The sequence below is a fragment of the Bacillus cereus group sp. MYBK108-1 genome (assembly GCF_051917185.1).
Lineage (GTDB): Bacteria > Bacillota > Bacilli > Bacillales > Bacillaceae_G > Bacillus_A > Bacillus_A cereus.
In genome coordinates, this window is record NZ_JBQAHZ010000002.1 from 349,717 (window position 1) to 367,104 (window position 17,388).

The window sequence follows — 17,388 nt, forward strand, 5'->3', positions numbered from 1 at the left end:
ATATAGCATTCATTCCTCAATTAGTTAATTTTCCAATCATCTATATCGTAAATCCCAATAGCATATGAATCATTTTCAATCCATTTCTTTACTTCTTCTGTTTTAAGTACCCCTTCAACTTCTTTTTCTATTTTCTGTCCAAGTTCTCTCGCCCCTACTTCATCATCGCTAATCTTAGTTTTTATATCAATGGTAACAGGTTGATTCTTTTTATAATTTATTTGCTGAATACCAAATCCTTCATATCCATTCTTTCTCAATACGTCATCAAATATCTGTCCAAAAACTAACTGCCATCTTTGTTCTGCATTTACAATCTCCTTGTTTCTTTGAGATATATTTACTTTATAGGACATAATTCCTTGAATTTGCAATCTTTTATTAATTTCTTTTTTTATTTCGTTAGCATTTTCGCTATCAGCAATCTCTAAATCTACTATTCTTGCTTTTTCATCCCATATAGCAGCACTAAAAAAAGATTCCTGCTTGACTGTCGCTGTAGCAATACCCATAACTATAGAATCTTCACTTTTAGATTCTTCCATTTCAGGCTCACAAGCACACAATAAAGCAATTGAAAATAAAAATACAATCAACTTCTTTCCTCTTTTCATTGCACTTCCCTCCGTAAATTTTCATTTACGATAAACTTTTACTTTCACATATAAATACCTTCTATAATTTAACATTATTTCACATTTTCTCCTCTTAAAAAGGGAATTACAATTAATAAATAGAATATCTCCATGAATACATAAAAAGTGAGGGATATATAATGCAACGTGTAAATACGATTGATATTAGTAATGTACTACAATTAGAAAAAACTCTTTCGTCTTTATTAAACAAAATGATTTCTTCAAAACTAGACCTTGAAAATTGGTTAAAAGAGCAGTCAAAAATGATTTGGGAAATCGAAGAACAATTAAGATCACATTATATCGCCTTTCAATGTAATACGGATGATGAAGAAATAAAAGATACTTTTGAACATGATCAACAATTTGTAAAGCCACTTTTAAAGCGGTACCAAAATTTATTGGATAATAAATATTTAGAGTCACCTTTTCGAATGGAATTAGATTCTAATCTATATGGTTTATTAGATGCAAAAATAAAAAATGCTCAAAAGTTATTTTGTGAGGACAATATCGAATTAGAAATAAAGGAAGACAAATTAGTCACAGAGTACTTTGAAATCACTGGAGGATTAAGTGCTATTTGGGACGGAGAAGAAAAAACGATAACAGAATTACAATCGTATTTACAAGATTCGAATCGTGACATCCGTAAAAAGGCAAAAACCATTATTTCTGAACAGTTTTTATCTGTTGAAAAAGAACTCCAAAACATATTAAATCAATTAATTGAAATTCGCCATCAAAAAGCAAAAAATATTCAACTAGAGAATTATCGCGATTATATGTTCAAAAAATACGAGCGTTTTGATTATTCAGCGATAGATTGCTATGAACTAGCTGAATCCATACGTAAGTATGTTGTGCCTCTTAAAGATAAAATATTACTAGAGAAAAAAGAGAAACTGCAAGTGGATACGCTTCGCCCGTGGGATGTATCAGCTGTAACTCCAGATCAAAAAGTACTTAAACCAATTGCAAATGAAAATGATTTAATTGAAAAGAGCACTCATATCTTTAATAAACTAGATGTTGAATTTTCAGCAATTTTAAACCGAATGTATAAACACAATTGTCTTGATTTAACAAGCCGCAAAGGAAAAGCAGCTGGTGGCTTTTGTGAGTACTTACCCGCTTCACAATTATCTTATATTTTTATGAACTTAAATTATACACAAGATGATATTATAACTTTTATACACGAAATGGGGCATAGCATTCATAACGAACTCATAAAACCATTAAAATTACGACAGTATATAGAAATTCCAGCTGAAACAGCTGAACTAGCCAGTATGACAATGGAATTATTCTCGCTTAATTATTGGGATACCTTCTATACAGACAAAAAAGATTTAAAACAAGCAAAAATTAACTTCTTTAAAGATGTTATTTCATATTTACCTGTTATGCTTATTGTCGATCAATTTCAACACTGGCTGTATGAAAATCCAAGTCATACTTCTGAAGAAAGAAATGAAAAATACTTACAACTTCAAAAACATTATCAGTCTAGCGTCATACATATTGATGGCTACGAAAACTGGATAGCAACGAGTTGGTTACCTGTACTCCATATTTTTGAAGTACCATTTTATTATATTGAATATGCGATCGCCCAACTTGGCGCTTTACAAATGTATAAACAATATAAAGAGGAACCTAAGCAAGCACTAGAAAATTATAAAAAGGCATTATCACTAGGAAGCTCGCAATCTATAAAAGAAGTGTATGATGCAGCCGGTATTCGTTTTGATTTTTCTGGTGAAACAATTAAAGAATTAATGCTATTTGTAGAAAAAGAATTAGAATTACTTGAGCAATTATAAGAAGAAAGCTGCACCTATATTTTTGGTGTAGTTTTCTTCTTTATTTTATTAATCAGTTCTATGTACTGAGAATCTCCATATCCGATTGTAGGAAAAAGATAAAACAGCTTTATTAATAATTCACGAGTTGATAAATCTTTATTTTTAGAGATGAATTTCATTACTGCATTATCTTCTGTTAACATTTCTAAAAATAAGCCTATAGCCTGATACATTACAGGTGATACCTTATGAGAGGTCTTTTTATGGTTTACTAATACTTCATTGTATATAGAAGAATAATTCCCCAATTCAAGTTCAATTTGATTTACTTTAAATTCATCCTCTCTAAAGCTATTTAAGTATACCTTCCCTTCATAAGCAGACTGTTCAAGGTGAGAAAGTATGGTAAGTAGGTTCATTTGGCAAAACATATCTTCACCAAACCATAAAACAATACATTTATACTTTTTCGTAAAAAGGTTTTCTAACGGATCTATAACCTTTTTTATATAACTTTCTACTGAACTGTTATGTCCTTTCGCTCTTGTTTTAATAAACTCTTCATTAAAAACTTGAGTAGTAGCCGAGTTCACACACATTGCCTCATTAAATGGGGCATAATCAGAATCACCCATTAGCTTTTCGTTTTTAAATTCTTCATACATAACTTGACCATTTAATATGTTAAGTACCTCTTTATCAAATAGCTCACATTTCCTATTTCGTAACTGCTCAACCTCTATTTTTCTAGAAATATTCATATTAAACGCCCCTTCTTTATTTAAATTTAGTTTAACAAATGATTGAATAGGCATTTTGTTAAGTTGATATTCTCTTGGATTCATTCCAAAAACATTTTTACATATTCGATTTAGCCGTTCCTATTTATAGTGCGATAGAATATTCATTTGCTGGAAATGGGAATATCGTTGACTATGAGTATTCTATTACAAAAGCATTATTTGAAGGCTACCAAGAGGAAAATGAACTACCAAAAGAGATGATAGACAAGTTTCCATTATTTATTAAATTAAAGGAGATTTTTGAATATAGCTTTTTCATTATTTCCCCTGCGTTTATAACGCTTCTTTAATGATGTTTATAATGTTTTGTTTCGTTTGACTTAAATAATTGTTATTTTTAGTAGAAATTAATATACCAATCAGGATTTTAGAATTAAAGTCCTTAATCTTAAAAGATAGTATTTCTTCATTCAAAATTGTACCTTTCGGGATAATTCCTATCGCATTTTCAAAAAGCATTTCTGGAATGAGGTTTAAAGCACTACAATTGTAAATTCTTTTAAAAGATAAATTGTTTTCCGCCAAGAAAGAACTTACAGATTGATAGGAATAACAATTACTTTCTCCTACAATAACTGGATAATCTATAATATCAAATGCTTCAACGGATTCTTTTTGTAACAAAGGATGCTTGGGATTATTCACTACAAATTCAATCTGTTCATCACATATTGGGATAAATTTTACCTTTGATTTATTTTCATTATTTCCGCACACCGCAAAATCAATCTTATTATGTTCTATCATTTCTGATAAAAGTGCTGTATTTCCCACTACAAAATCACAATGTATATATGGTTTTTCAGCATTTAAAAACTTTAATATTATCGGTATTAACCTTTTAGCAACGGATTCTAATAGGCCTATTCTCAAACTTCCTTTCTCTTCATTACTAATACGTTGTGCTTGAGTTATAGAATATTCCCAATGTGTTAATAAGTTTTCTACTTCCTCTGCAAAAAGTTTTCCTTCTTCTGTTAATCTTGCATCCCATCCTCTTTCAAATAACAGAAAACCAATTTCATTTTCCAGCTTTTTTATATGTGTTGTTACTGTTGATTGTGCATAGTTTAATTTTTTAGCAGCTTGTGAAAACGTACCTTCTTCAATAATTTTTTTAAATGTAGGTAACTCTTTTATTTCCATTTCATACACCAACTTCATCGATTTTATTGATAATCAGTTAATATATTTTCAATTATACAAATGGAAATATTAGAAGTAAAATGAAATAAAAAGGAAAGGAGTCATCTACTATGCCATTTGTCACTGTTTATCATCCTGAAAAATTATCCGATAATAAGTTATTAAAAAATGTAAGCAATCAAATTCACCATTCGTTAATTGAACATTTCAATATTCCTGAAAATGATTATTTTCAAATGTTTTTACCTTATCCTTCTCATCAATTTTTTTATAATTCATCTTATCTTTTAAAAGGTTCGTTAAAACGATCCAATAATATGATTTATATTTCTATTACATGTGGACCTGGAAGAACAATTAATCAAAAAAAAGATTTATATAAAGCTATAGCCACTAGTACGGCTAATCTTTTACAAATCTCTACTGCTGATGTTTTCATTACACTACACGAGACACCTATGGAGAATTGGTCATTTGGTCAAGGAATAGCTCAAATGTTAAATCAACATAATAACTAGATTTTAATTTTCCTTAAAACAAAATAAACTTACCGCTTTCTATAACTATATAGAAAGCGGTAAGTTTATTTTACTAGGAATATCGGAATGAAACTCTGGTGTATACACAATAGAAAATGTATATCCCTGCTCAATAAATGATACTTCATTATGTTTACATTCAAAGGGAATATTATTTTTCTTAAAGTTATTTTGGATGCGCCGTAAAAATGCTGGATCCGGTGTTCCAAAAGAAACGTGTACTTTCGGTGGTAAAGCTTTCATCGCAATTGGAATCCAAGGTCGCTGCCACCAAGTCGCGACGATATATGCAGTGCCACCTATAACAAAGTTAAAAATATCCCCATCTTCCATCGTTTTCATATTTAGATTTGATTTTAACCATTCCGTAAAAACAGGTACACTTTTAACAGGAAGACCAATTTCCCTTACGTATAAAATGTTTAAAGGTGAGTGTGGTACTAATACATCCTCTTTAACATAACTATGTGCGATAATTTCGAGTAGATTTCCATCTCCGTCTTTAAAGTATAAATTGAATAGACCATTCTCTTCACCAATTACATTTCCATTTTGCCATTTTACAATGAGTAATCCAGAGTCCTTTAACCATTTTGCTGTTTCATGGAATTTTGAATATGGGATTTCAAAAGCAAAATGTGCAGGTGCGATTGGTTCATACACTTCTTGAAAACTAATTGTTGTATAAGGTGTTACTTCAAATTGAATGAAGGATGCTGTTTCTTTTTTTATTGGAAAAGATAATATGTCCTTATAAACTTGTTTTACCCCTTCTATGGAAACCGTTTGTAGTTTTATATCTGATAGATGTGTAATCACTTTACATTCCCCCTCATTTCTTATTATCTATTCGTATTGTATTACACTTATAAATAGATAAAATCAAACGGAAGGATGGATTTTTCATATAGAAACTACAACTTTAGTATGAATATGTTAGCTCCAATTATTTTTTATTTCCGCTATAACAATTTCTGGTTTATCCCAGTGCAACATGTGTGTAGTATCAGGAATTACTTTTACTATACTGTCCGTTTTCTCTTTAAAAACATTTGCTGTCTTATCTCTATAATCCGCCCAAACTTGTGGGACTGTAGCTCGAAGTAATACAATATTAGCCGGTAGCTTCTCATATATATCTATTGTTTCATCTTTATGCATACCTCTTATTATATTACTAGCTGTATTTCCCCTGGCATGCCACCATACTTTATTATCCATTTCGATCCCTAGATCCTTTACAGCAACTTCTAACAATGAAGACCACCTAGTATAAGCTGCTTTTTCACTTTTGAAAAATTCGTCCCAATTATTAAAAACGTATTCATCAAAGTCCTTTTCATAATAAGCAATTTCTTCTTCCAACGTTTCTTCTTTAAGCCTTTTTGTTTGATATCCACCATCAATAAGAATACTTCCTTGTACTTTTTCTGGATGATTTAACAAATAAAATAACGCTACAAAACTTCCCCATGAATGTGATAGAAAATAGAAGTATTCGATTCTCAATTCATTTATTATTTCATTTAACCAATTTGCTAAATTGTGCATCTCATAATCTTCTGTTCTTTCAAATGGGGGTGTTTTACCATGTCCAGGTGCATCAACGGAGATAAATCTATACTCTTCTTTTAATTCCTCAGCAATTTCTATAAAACTTAAACTCGTACTACCTAATCCATGTAAACAAAAGATAACGGGCTTGTCATTATTCCCCCATTCAGTAATATGTACATTTATTTTTTCATTGCTAATATAATATCGTTTCAAAACATTTATCCTCCATATTTTGATTTTTTAATTTACACTTTATTTATTTCTATTATTTTCAAGTATTTCCTGTATTCTTTTCCACACAAAAAGCTGCTTTTCTTTAAATGAAAAGCAGCTTTTACACTAAAATATATTATAATTTAACAGCGATAATCATAAATCTTTTTGAATTCGTACGAATCCCTTTTTCAGAACTATTCGTTTCAATGAACTTTTGTAAAATAGTAAAATCCTCTTCCTCTTCTCCAAATCTAGGAATAATAGGCGTATGTTTTAATAAGAAAATAAGATCTTCAGGCGTACTGTAATAATCAGTAACATCATATTCACGTACTTGCACGAGATCAAATCCTGCACTAATAAGTTCATCCATATACTTTTCTTTTAAAGTGCCATCTCGTTCACCTAAGCATTGTCCTCTGCCAAATGCTTCTTTCAGGTTTAATTTATCATTCTCACTTACTTGTTGCGTTAAGAAAAAAGCACCTTGTTTCATTACTTTTGCTAACTCAGATGCTATAAACGGTGCGTGACAACTAGAAGCGATATCAAAATGGGCAAGCGGAAACGTTAACGCTTCAGAATCCATTTGAAAAAACTCAACGTTTTGTACACCTGATAATTTTAAGTTGGAATGTGCCGTTTTAATCATGCCATTAGAATTATCAATTCCAATTAACAATTTAGCTGAGGATGCTATGTTAAGTACATTTTCTCCTCCACCTGTACCAACATCAAGTAGAGTGTCTGATGGTTTACATCTTTCTTTCACTTCCGCGTAAAAGTCCCATGAATCTCCTACAGTTTCACATTTTATTTTACTAAAATCCCAACCATTTACTCTTCCTACTTTATCATAAAAGTTTTTATACTCTGATTCGTTCACTTTGTATTTTCCCCTTTGTTAATGTTTATGCTATTAATTCTTTGTAAATATGATCCATCAATTCCCCCCATATATGCCAGCCAATCTTCATACAACGATTGTACAGTGCGATATCTTTTATTTTTTTCTTTATGTAGAGCTTTTTTACACATATTATATAATTCTAGTGTGCTCTTCCATTTTTCATAGCTTTTATCATTTTTCCCGCCAATAAAGGCAAAAGCAATTCCGGCTAACACATACACATTCGTTTCGCTTGTAATTTGTGCATGTAGTTCATATTCTTCAGGTACTTCGAAACGACCTGCTCCTAGCTTTGAGCGTATGTAGTTTATAGAAGCATGATACGTATTCTCAAACTATTTTTACCTCATATTTTATTTTCGGCTGTTTGCTCATAACACATCACTCCTTTCAAATAACCGTTCTTAATTCATTCGACAACTACTAAAATGTTCTTAATTCCCATTATATATTATAAAATACAAATTATAAGAAAAATATACTTCATACGCATAATTGGTTTACATAATATTTTTACAGTTTACTTATCTGTATAATTTAAATCCCCCTCAGTCACACATACTATCTACAACAGTACAGACTGCTTTTACATTCTTCATTTTTATTTCCTCCTTAAAATACATGTAAAAAGTAGGATTCATCAAAAAATTACAGAATTATATATATAACAAGTATTGGACGGATTATTTTCAAATTTCTCTATAATAAAGGTGGTATAAACAGTGTGAAACTTATACAAGAACGTAGCCTTACCGTAAAGACAGCTTTTACTAAAGAATACAAGATTTTTATTTTTGGTTTACTCATTTCACGAATCGGGGATTCACTATATACTTTTGCACTGCCTTGGATTGCCTATCAATTAACTGGTTCAGCTGTAATTATGAGTTCTTTATTTGCTGTTAACGTATTGCCAATCGTTTTATTTGGCCCTTTAGTTGGTGTACTAGTTGATCGATATGATCGAAAAAAGTTACTTTGGATGGCGGATATTACCAATATTATTTTAGTAAGTCTCGTACCAATTTTACATGCATTACATCTATTAGAAGTCTGGCATTTATACGTAATTACTTTTATCTTAGCAGTTATGTCCATGCTTTTTGATGTAACAACAGTTACAGTCATTCCACACATCGCAGGTCCATCATTAACGAAGGCTAATTCTTTATATCAAATGGTTAATCAATTGGCTAGTTTGTTTGGTCCAATCATAGCTGGGCTTTTCATATCTTTTATTGGCGGCTTTCAAGTACTTTGGATTAATGTTCTTTCATTTATTGCTACATTAATTGCTGTGATTATATTACCTTCTATGAAAAACTTAAATAAAAAGAATACTGATAAAAAAACATTGCAAAATGTACTAAATGATTTGTTTGATGGATTTAAATGGCTGAAAAATGATCGGTTAAATATAGCTTTGTCACTTCAAGCAATGGTAGGTAACTTTGGAGCAAGTGCTGTTTTAGGTATACTTATGTATTATTTATTGTCGACATTAAATCTTACCTCCACACAAAGTGGCTATAATTATACTTTAATAGGAATAGGTGGGCTTTTAGGAAGCTTAATTGCCGTTCCTTTAGAAAAGAAATTTCGACGTGGTGTACTTATTCCTTTACTCCTATTTTTGGGAGCGCTTGGATTAACATTTGCTTTGTGGAGTACATATTGGCTCGCTCCCGGAATTGCTTTCGGAATCGCGATGACATGTAATATCACATGGAATACGATTGTTACATCAATTCGGCAGGAAACTGTTCCATCCAATTTGCAAGGACGTGTTTTAGGTTTTTCTCGTGTACTTACACGATTATCTATGCCATTGGGGGCATTAGTAGGTGGAATTATTTCAGCCTACAATCCTGTATTTATATTTGCTTTAGCTGCTTTTACTAAAATAATTGAAGTATTTATTGCCTTATGTAGTCCGATACGAAAACTGTAAAGAGGAAAAATTATATATTTTGAGATATTAATAAAATAAAAAAGGCATAAAACATGCCTTTTTTATTACTTATTTGTTTATTGGATAACAAACTTCTGTAACCCACTTATTAGGATCCGATTCCATCGCTGGGCTCACATGATAAATATTAAACATCGGGCCTGCTAATTTGTAACCTTCTGTCTCAATCCATTTTGCCGCAGCCTCATTTACAGCTATCATCTGTTCATAACTTCCATTAACTGTTATAGAAGCTACATTAGTCGATTCCATATTTTTAAATGTAACGTCTTTTGTATTTTCGTGCTTACCTAGAATACTTAGCTGTATTTCTATATCTACATCATTTTCTTTGTATTCACGATCATGGAAAACCGCAATACTATAACTCGGTTGGGCAATACTAATATTTTTCATTTGAATTTCTTGCATTAATACACTCCATAAATTACCTTCGCAATTATACGATGGAATAATCTTTCTAACACTAGCTACAGTTCTTTCTGGAATTTCTTTTATTGAAACATGATAATTCATCTCAACAACATCCTCTCTCATCGTTTTCATTGAGTCTTCGAGGAGACGTAATTGTTTTTGGAGGTTATTCATGTCTTCTTTAATTTGAGCACTACGATTTAAAAATTGCTCTTTTATGGTATCTATATTATCGCATTCTATTATTTCTTTGATGGTAGCAATATTAAACCCCATAGCTTTTAACATTTGAATTTGATTTACTTTTTTTAATTGGTCTGCTGAATAAAATCGATATCCACTCTGCTCATCGACTTTTACTGGTTGTAGTAATTCCACTTTATCGTAGTGTCTCAACATTCGTATACTAATGGAAGATAGTTTTGAAAAATCCCCTATTTTAAACACGATTTCCTCCTATAAGTTACATCTACTTTGAAGCTCAACTTTATCTTAAACAATGACATTGTGTGAGGGTCAACTATTTTTAACGATTTAAATAACAATTTAACATGTTATATTTATATAATTAAAAACCTATATTTCTGTTTTTATGACTACTGCAATTGACAATCCATCACTAGTTATTTTTCTCAAGACATTCATAAACCGCTATCATATCTCGTTTATCCAACTCACGTATGCGATTAAAAATTGGTATTTGCGCAACAGCTTCTGTTAATAAGCTTTCATCCACAACATCACTTATTTTTCCAGTTAACCACGTTTGTACATCCACGCCCTCAACAACTTCTTTTAACCCTTCGTCATTAATACCACTTGCATTACAAGTTACACATGGAATTGTTAGTTTAAAGACACCATCATGTAGATTATCTTCGGTTATCACTTTCTTACCTTTACAAAATGGACATGGATTACTCTTTTTAATTTTATTAATTTGGGTAACTAATTTTTTGTATCCAAACGCTTCGTATACATACGTAAGTTTTTTATATTTACCATTTGTGAAATACTTATCTATAATGGTTTCTCTCGTTTCATAAACATTAGGGAAATCACAAACAGTTACTTGATTATTAACACTAATGGATTCGATATTTCCTTTTATTTCGCTCCAGAATGGTAAGACATTTTGTAACACCATTTCATAGTTTGAAAAGCTTGCTTGTTCTAATTCAAACATTTTCAATGCAACTTGTGCTTTTCTTGGCAATAAAGAAACATCTTCCGTCAATACCATATCGCCACCAACAATAGACTTCAATTTAACAAGTGCCGGTAAATCACCAACTGTTTTCAATACTTTATTAATAGGCTGATTGATTATTTCACGAATATCTACGTTACCAAATTTAAGTGGCTTATGATGATTTAAAACCGTCCCCTCACAAATTGGACATTTCATCATTTTTTTTGAACTCTTAATTTCTTCTTTAATAGGTGCTTTTGAAATAACAATATATCCACCAATAATTGTATTAAACCCTACCCATGTTCTGCGTGTCTTTCCTTTTTTATCATAAAATGATTTTTCAAAATATCCGTACCAAAACGTATGCTTTTCTTCTTCTGACATATCATTATAGCTCTTTGACAAATCGTGACCAAGCTCATTTTTTATTTCTTCGAATAGAAATTCTATTTTTTCATGCTGATAAAACTTTAATACCTTCATGATTTCTGGATCGAATAGCCCATCCCAAAATGGAACACTTTTATCTTGAATGGCAATATCTTTATCAAAAACTTCAATTTGAAGACGTCCAGAACAAGATGGACAATGATTGTCCTGTGAATAGAAATCAAAACTTCTCGTATCTTTATTAATTGGATGAGCAGCTACAATATGATTAATTAATCCACCAATCTCATATAAGAAACTATATTGACTATATAAATGTCTTTCAAGATCAATAGCAATAACAGGTGCGATTGTATCAGATTCATATTCACCATAAATTAACCTAGCCATTGATGATAAACTTTTTAAAATACCGCCCTTATAAACATTTTCGGCATTTTTAAAATAGTTAATATGATTTTCTTCTAAATAGTGAACTCCTTTTTTCTGCTTAAGCATTGAAGAGATATTTATTTTCTCTGTGCTATTCACATTACTTTTTTGACGATAGTAATCCTCATGATTAACAACATCCAAATGCTCTACAGATTCATTCTGCCTTTTTCCAAAATCAACTATATAATCAGAGCTTTCTAACATGTAACGATTATGCTCAATCATAATGATAGAAACTGATTCATCTTGCAGAATACCTCTAATACTATCAATAAATTGATTTAAAATATTTTGTGATAAACCTTTTGAAGGCTCATCAAAAATGAATAATGTATGTGGATTTCTAGTGTTTGCAAATAATTCCGAAACTAAATGAACACATTGAAACTCACCTGTCGATAATGTTTGTGTTTTTCTCTCTAATGTTAAATAGCCAAGTCCTAATTTAATTAGTAGGCTCAAACGTTTATAAGCGATATCTTCATTTGGAAGTTCATCAATAATATCCTCAATCGAGCGCTCAAAAATATCATCAATGTCTTCACTATACTTTGTTAGTTTCTTTTTAATATCTAGGAAAGTTGCTACAGTTGATCGACTTGTAATTGATTGATTTCGGTCTTGTCCCACCATAACTAATTTATCTTTTGGATATCTTTTCAAGAAATCTGTAGCTAGACATTCATTGACAAGTGTAGATTTCCCACATCCTGATTCTCCTGTAACCGTTACAAGCCTGTTTTTAGGAATTTGAAACTCCTCCATTTGGATATTACGGCAATATAAATCATAGAATGTATAATATTCTGTTGGTATTTCTTTATTTCGATCCCACAGTATTGACTTTGGTCTTGGTGATTCTTTCACAATTTTCCCGCCATATTTTCCGCTACCAGGTCCAAAGAACAATTGCTCATCAGTTGTATCTAGTACCGTATCTGAATGATCAATAAGCCAAATTTGATTTTTACACCCTAATCGTTTTATCTCTTCTAAAATTTGTAATAATGTTTCATGATCAAGTCCAACTGAAATCTCATCAATAATAATTACAGCATTTTCACTTACTGCCATGAATTCAGCCAAATAAAGTCGTGTTAACTCTCCACCTGACAACGTACCCATAATTCGATTTAATGTTAAATAACCAATGTTCATATTAATAATATTTTGCAGTATATGCTGTTTTTCTTCACTAATATTTAATTCTTTTGCTAGTGAAAGAATAGATTCAACACTTAAATCATTAATATTTGAAATTGAATGTGGCTTGGCCAACAAATCAATTTCATGTTGTTCAATTTCTTCACTATAACGTTTTCCCTTACATTTTTTACACTCAACATTTTTTGTAGTACCACGGCCTTTACAACCAGTACACCAGCCTAATTGATTATTAAATGAAAAGACCTCTGGAGAAAGATTAAATACTTCAGCAAGTTTTTCCCGAACCTCTGTAAAAACACCAGTATGAGTACCAATCGTTGAACGCGGATTAGACGAAATCGATGATTTTCCTAGAAAAAGTACTAAAGGCATTTCTTCCATCTTAATGGCACTAAAATTTGTTTCCATAATGTTAGGAAATAAATATTGATATTCAGCCTTTGGTAATAAAGAAACTAATCGTTTTTTTGATTCTTCACCAATTGTTTGGCAAAAAGTTGTTTTACCCGATCCAGATAAACCAGCAATTCCAAACGATTTATTAAACGGTATAGTTGCATCTAATTTATTTATGTTATTAGCAATTAATTGATTTACTTTCATATTAACCTCTATTCTTATTTATTCACAAAAGCATTTTTACAATATAATAATTACATAATGAATATTACCTATTATGCAATTATTATCTCACTTCATGAATCTTATCCTTGTATATTTCAAACCACTGTTGCCATTCATCTTTAGAAAATTCTTTCTCTTCTCCTTCTAAAACGCAAGAAAAAAGATTTAAACAAATATGCCAACCAGCTACATCTCTCGGTGTATGATCTGTTAATTCATGAATGTACTCTTTAAGAAGTAAAAGAGTACCATTTTCCTCATTATGTATTTCAAATCTGACACGGTCTTTATCCCAAGTAAATTCAAGTACTGAGTTTAGTTGACACTCTAAAATATCAATATTTATGAATGAACCGTCCATCATGTCGAACTTTATTATTCCAGCAGTTTTAAGGCTTTCAATCTGTAAATTGGGCATCCATTTTTTCAGCTTACTGTTTTCTGTTAATACAGACCAAACTTCTTCTGCCGTATATGGAAATTGGCGTTCAAATTTTACAATATATCCATCAGTTAGTTTCCTAATTTCAGCTATCATTTTGATTGTCTCCTTATATAGAATATATGTTCCCATTTCATTTTACACGAATATAAATATAAAATAAATATTTATGTCAACGAAGTGTTAATTTAAAGTGAATGGTGCTGAGAAAAACTTAAATATTTTCTAAATCGAGTTATATAATATTGAAAATTAAATATAGATTTATGTACAAATAAAAAAGCCGCATTTGCGACTTATGAAATCATAGGATTAACTCCTTTTTTGTTGAATGATTAGCGCTTAATCGCATCGACAATTAGCGATGGAAAACCAAGTTTATCGCCTTTATTTCTAGAATCATACCTTTTCGAACGGAAAATAACACCGTCGTTTGCATCCCATTCGTTGTAATAAAACCGACCATTTTCATCACAATATTCAAGTAAAACTACCTCGAATCCAGCAGTTTCAAACATTTTCGTTAATGTTATATAATTATGAACGATTTTATGACTTGCTGCTGGATGATCTTTCGGACCGGGGCCCCCTATTTGAACTATATTTTGATATGCCTCATCCTGAAAGAATGCATCAGGGACTCCGCACCGAATATGACCAGATGGTTTTAAAAATTCATAACAAATTTCAGCTGCTCTTACACCTTCTTCAAAAGTAAAGTGTTCCCATACATGCTCAGCTAAAATAGTTGAAATAGAGTTGTATTCAAATCTTTCTTCCCACGTAGCTTTATCTAGTAAGTTAAGTTCATCTTCTTGCGTTTGAATCCAACCTGGATTATTATTAAACACTCCAGCTCCGACAACTACTTTAATTTCGTCTTGTTTTATTGCCACCATGTTCACCTCTTAAATATTTTAATTCATTAATATATTCTATGTTTACTATTATCCTTCCTCCTTTAACAAATTTAGTACCATGAGTCCAGTACAATACCGAACTCATGTCCTAAAAACTCTCTAACGTAACGATCTGTCTAACTCTATAAAATTAGTTCATAATATACGATTTTTCTTACAGAAATATAGCACACCAAACATTAGCATAATACCAATTACGTAAAAAATTGTTGTTCCGCTCCCACCAGTATTAGGAATTACCCAATTATTCTTCGCATTTTTCACTGTTATTTTTTGTGTCTTTACTGCTTCTGTAATTTCTATTTCTATTTCTATTGGATCCCTAAGTAACATATATCCGTTTGGCGCTTTTATTTCTTTTATCGTATATTTTCCAAGTACTAATTGACTGGAAATCACCTTTCCTTTTTCATCCGTTGTTAATCTAGCCACTTCTTTACCCTCTTTATCTAAGACTTGAAATATAGCGCCTTGTAGTTTTAAATTGATATCCTTATCATCAACTTTCTCAATTTCAAATTGTCCAGTCGGATCTGGTAATTTCTTATTTCCTATTTTAATTTCTACTACTGCATCTTTTTCTACTTTTACAGTTATTTTTTCTTTTAATAATTCGTAACCTTTAGGTGCTTCTACTTCCACTAAGGTATAGTTTCCTTTTGGTAAGTCTTTTGATATTACTTCTCCTTCTTCATTTGTTACTAGTTCTCCAACTATTTTTCCTTTTGAATCTTCTATATGAAACTTTGCCCCTGCTAGCTTTTTATTTTTATCACTTATGTCTACTTTCACAAACTTTATTTTCCCCATTGGATCTGGCAATTTCTTATTTCCTATTTTAATTTCTACTACTGCATCTTTTTCTATTTTTACAGTTATTTTATCTTTTAATAATTCATAGTCTTTTGGCGCTTCTATTTCTACAAGGGTATAGTTTCCTTTTGGTAAGTCTTTTGATATCGCTTCTCCTTCTTTATTTGTTACTAGTTCTCCAACTATTTTTCCTTTTGAATCTTCTATATGAAACTTTGCTCCCACCAATTTTTTATTATCATTATTACTATCAACTTTTTTTATTTTTACTTTTCCAGTACTAGGCTTGTTCCAATGTTGCCAGTTAAATTTGAAATTGTGAAATTCAAATCCACCAGTTTGTTGTACCGCGCCGACAAATGCTTGTCCATTAATCGAGCCGCCTTTTGTTTCTAATACAGCATTTGGGGCAAACACACTCCCAACGACACCATATCCCTCTGTTGTAATTTTTTTCGCATTTGGAAAAACCCAAATCACTTTCCCGTATAGCTCAGTAAACGAGGAATTAGGAGAATATGGTTGTGATGTAGGAACTATATCTGTAGCCCTTCCAATATTGTTCGTGTCATATAGAATAGACCCATTTTTAAATGTAACCTCTGTTGCATCCGAATACATAACAATAAAATCTTTGTCCTTAGCACTCGGTAAAAATACATCTCTTATATCTAAATTAATTTCCCCTGTCAATTCTGATGAAACATAAATATTAGAATTGTTTATATCTTTTCCGATTCCATGACTCATATTTGGAATTGGGGTATTCGTTTTATATTGACCTGCATTTTTACTGACTTGGTTCACTATATTGCGAAATTCATTAAATTTCGCGTCAATTTCTAGTTGTTCTTTATAAGCGATACGATCATAAGAAGATTGTATGATGCGATCTGGATCACTCTCTTTTGTCATTACAACTATTCCGTTTTGAATAATAAAAGATTCTTCTCTTGATTTCTTAAATTTTCCAGACAATAACAAGGACGGATATCCCTCATCAACCCATTTTTCACCTACTATATTAGATGTTCCCGCTGCAGCACCTACAATCGTATACCCCGATGCATCCATATCACCTTGAACTGCGATTGCTCCTTCAATGTCACCACCTATTGCTTTATGGTTGCCAAAGACAACAGCATTATAACGCGATATATCACCTAGACTTTCTAGGTTTGTCGTGGATCCATATGCTTCTTTTGGTACATATACGACAAAACTTACACTTAACATTAACAAAACAATAAAATGAATACTTACCAGCTTTAATCGTAGCCTCAATTCCTTTGTTCCCACCTTTACCGTATTTTTTCTATAGTCGCATAAAATGACATATTCACCAATGAGGATTTACTTCATCCTTTATATACTTTCTATACTTTCTTTACTTATC

General features: G+C 31.2%; 14 protein-coding genes and 1 pseudogene. 4 read left to right on the plus strand and 11 right to left on the minus strand.

Annotated elements, in window-relative coordinates; all coding sequences use genetic code 11:
* Positions 1-20: 20 nt before the first annotated feature.
* Complete coding sequence (locus ACTFSL_RS06180; RefSeq protein ID WP_088339094.1) at positions 21-614, minus strand: DUF4030 domain-containing protein; 594 nt, start codon at positions 612-614, stop codon at positions 21-23.
* A gap of 161 nt (positions 615-775) precedes the next feature.
* Between ACTFSL_RS06180 and ACTFSL_RS06185 the strand changes: the two genes are divergently transcribed.
* The gene (locus tag ACTFSL_RS06185) at positions 776-2,467 is read left to right on the plus strand and encodes a M3 family oligoendopeptidase (protein ID WP_440041365.1); all 1,692 of its coding nucleotides are present in this window, start codon (positions 776-778) and stop codon (positions 2,465-2,467) included.
* A 14-nt stretch (positions 2,468-2,481) separates the two neighbouring features.
* Here the strand turns inward: ACTFSL_RS06185 and ACTFSL_RS06190 are convergent, their stop codons facing one another.
* Positions 2,482-3,294 (minus strand): AraC family transcriptional regulator, encoded by an 813-nt coding sequence (locus tag ACTFSL_RS06190; RefSeq protein ID WP_240690445.1) that lies wholly within the window; start codon positions 3,292-3,294, stop codon positions 2,482-2,484.
* On the opposite strand from ACTFSL_RS06190, the pseudogene ACTFSL_RS06195 reads away from it, so the two are divergent.
* Positions 3,294-3,503: pseudogene (locus ACTFSL_RS06195) on the plus strand (aminoglycoside phosphotransferase); the annotation flags it as partial. The gene ACTFSL_RS06190 and the pseudogene ACTFSL_RS06195 sit on opposite strands and share 1 nt — an antisense overlap.
* Positions 3,504-3,525: 22 nt before the next feature.
* Here ACTFSL_RS06195 and ACTFSL_RS06200 read toward each other — a convergent pair.
* Positions 3,526-4,398: a LysR family transcriptional regulator gene (locus ACTFSL_RS06200; protein ID WP_440041367.1), complete on the minus strand. Its 873-nt coding sequence runs from the start codon at positions 4,396-4,398 to the stop codon at positions 3,526-3,528.
* A 110-nt stretch (positions 4,399-4,508) separates the two neighbouring features.
* On the opposite strand from ACTFSL_RS06200, the gene ACTFSL_RS06205 reads away from it, so the two are divergent.
* Positions 4,509-4,916 carry a tautomerase family protein gene (locus ACTFSL_RS06205; protein ID WP_088339092.1) on the plus strand — a complete coding sequence of 136 codons (408 nt, stop codon included), beginning with the start codon at positions 4,509-4,511 and terminating at the stop codon, positions 4,914-4,916.
* Between the two features lie 45 nt (positions 4,917-4,961).
* Here the strand turns inward: ACTFSL_RS06205 and ACTFSL_RS06210 are convergent, their stop codons facing one another.
* The 3 genes from ACTFSL_RS06210 to ACTFSL_RS06220 form a co-directional block, all read right to left on the minus strand.
* Positions 4,962-5,756, minus strand: coding sequence for a VOC family protein (locus ACTFSL_RS06210; protein ID WP_135277879.1), 795 nt, complete (start codon positions 5,754-5,756; stop codon positions 4,962-4,964).
* 117 nt (positions 5,757-5,873) lie between these two features.
* The gene (locus tag ACTFSL_RS06215) at positions 5,874-6,707 is read right to left on the minus strand and encodes an alpha/beta fold hydrolase (RefSeq protein WP_440041368.1); all 834 of its coding nucleotides are present in this window, start codon (positions 6,705-6,707) and stop codon (positions 5,874-5,876) included.
* Between the two features lie 136 nt (positions 6,708-6,843).
* Positions 6,844-7,596 carry a class I SAM-dependent methyltransferase gene (locus ACTFSL_RS06220; protein WP_431140464.1) on the minus strand — a complete coding sequence of 251 codons (753 nt, stop codon included), beginning with the start codon at positions 7,594-7,596 and terminating at the stop codon, positions 6,844-6,846.
* 748 nt (positions 7,597-8,344) lie between these two features.
* Between ACTFSL_RS06220 and ACTFSL_RS06225 the strand changes: the two genes are divergently transcribed.
* A complete protein-coding gene (locus tag ACTFSL_RS06225; RefSeq protein WP_440041370.1) occupies positions 8,345-9,571 on the plus strand; it encodes an MFS transporter in 1,227 nt (408 codons plus the stop codon).
* Between the two features lie 69 nt (positions 9,572-9,640).
* On the opposite strand, the gene ACTFSL_RS06230 is transcribed toward ACTFSL_RS06225, so the two are convergent.
* From ACTFSL_RS06230 to ACTFSL_RS06250, 5 genes are all read right to left on the minus strand, one after another.
* Complete coding sequence (locus ACTFSL_RS06230; RefSeq protein ID WP_103622062.1) at positions 9,641-10,453, minus strand: MerR family transcriptional regulator; 813 nt, start codon at positions 10,451-10,453, stop codon at positions 9,641-9,643.
* Positions 10,454-10,625: 172 nt separating this feature from the next.
* Positions 10,626-13,796 carry an ATP-binding cassette domain-containing protein gene (locus tag ACTFSL_RS06235; RefSeq protein ID WP_440041371.1) on the minus strand — a complete coding sequence of 1,057 codons (3,171 nt, stop codon included), beginning with the start codon at positions 13,794-13,796 and terminating at the stop codon, positions 10,626-10,628.
* A gap of 82 nt (positions 13,797-13,878) precedes the next feature.
* A complete protein-coding gene (locus ACTFSL_RS06240) occupies positions 13,879-14,355 on the minus strand; it encodes an SRPBCC family protein (RefSeq protein WP_088338395.1) in 477 nt (158 codons plus the stop codon).
* 239 nt (positions 14,356-14,594) lie between these two features.
* Positions 14,595-15,158 carry a class I SAM-dependent methyltransferase gene (locus tag ACTFSL_RS06245; RefSeq protein ID WP_135277881.1) on the minus strand — a complete coding sequence of 188 codons (564 nt, stop codon included), beginning with the start codon at positions 15,156-15,158 and terminating at the stop codon, positions 14,595-14,597.
* Between the two features lie 156 nt (positions 15,159-15,314).
* Positions 15,315-17,276, minus strand: a complete 1,962-nt coding sequence (locus tag ACTFSL_RS06250) for a SpaA isopeptide-forming pilin-related protein (protein ID WP_440041373.1) — start codon at positions 17,274-17,276, stop codon at positions 15,315-15,317.
* Between the last annotated feature and the right edge of the window lie 112 nt (positions 17,277-17,388).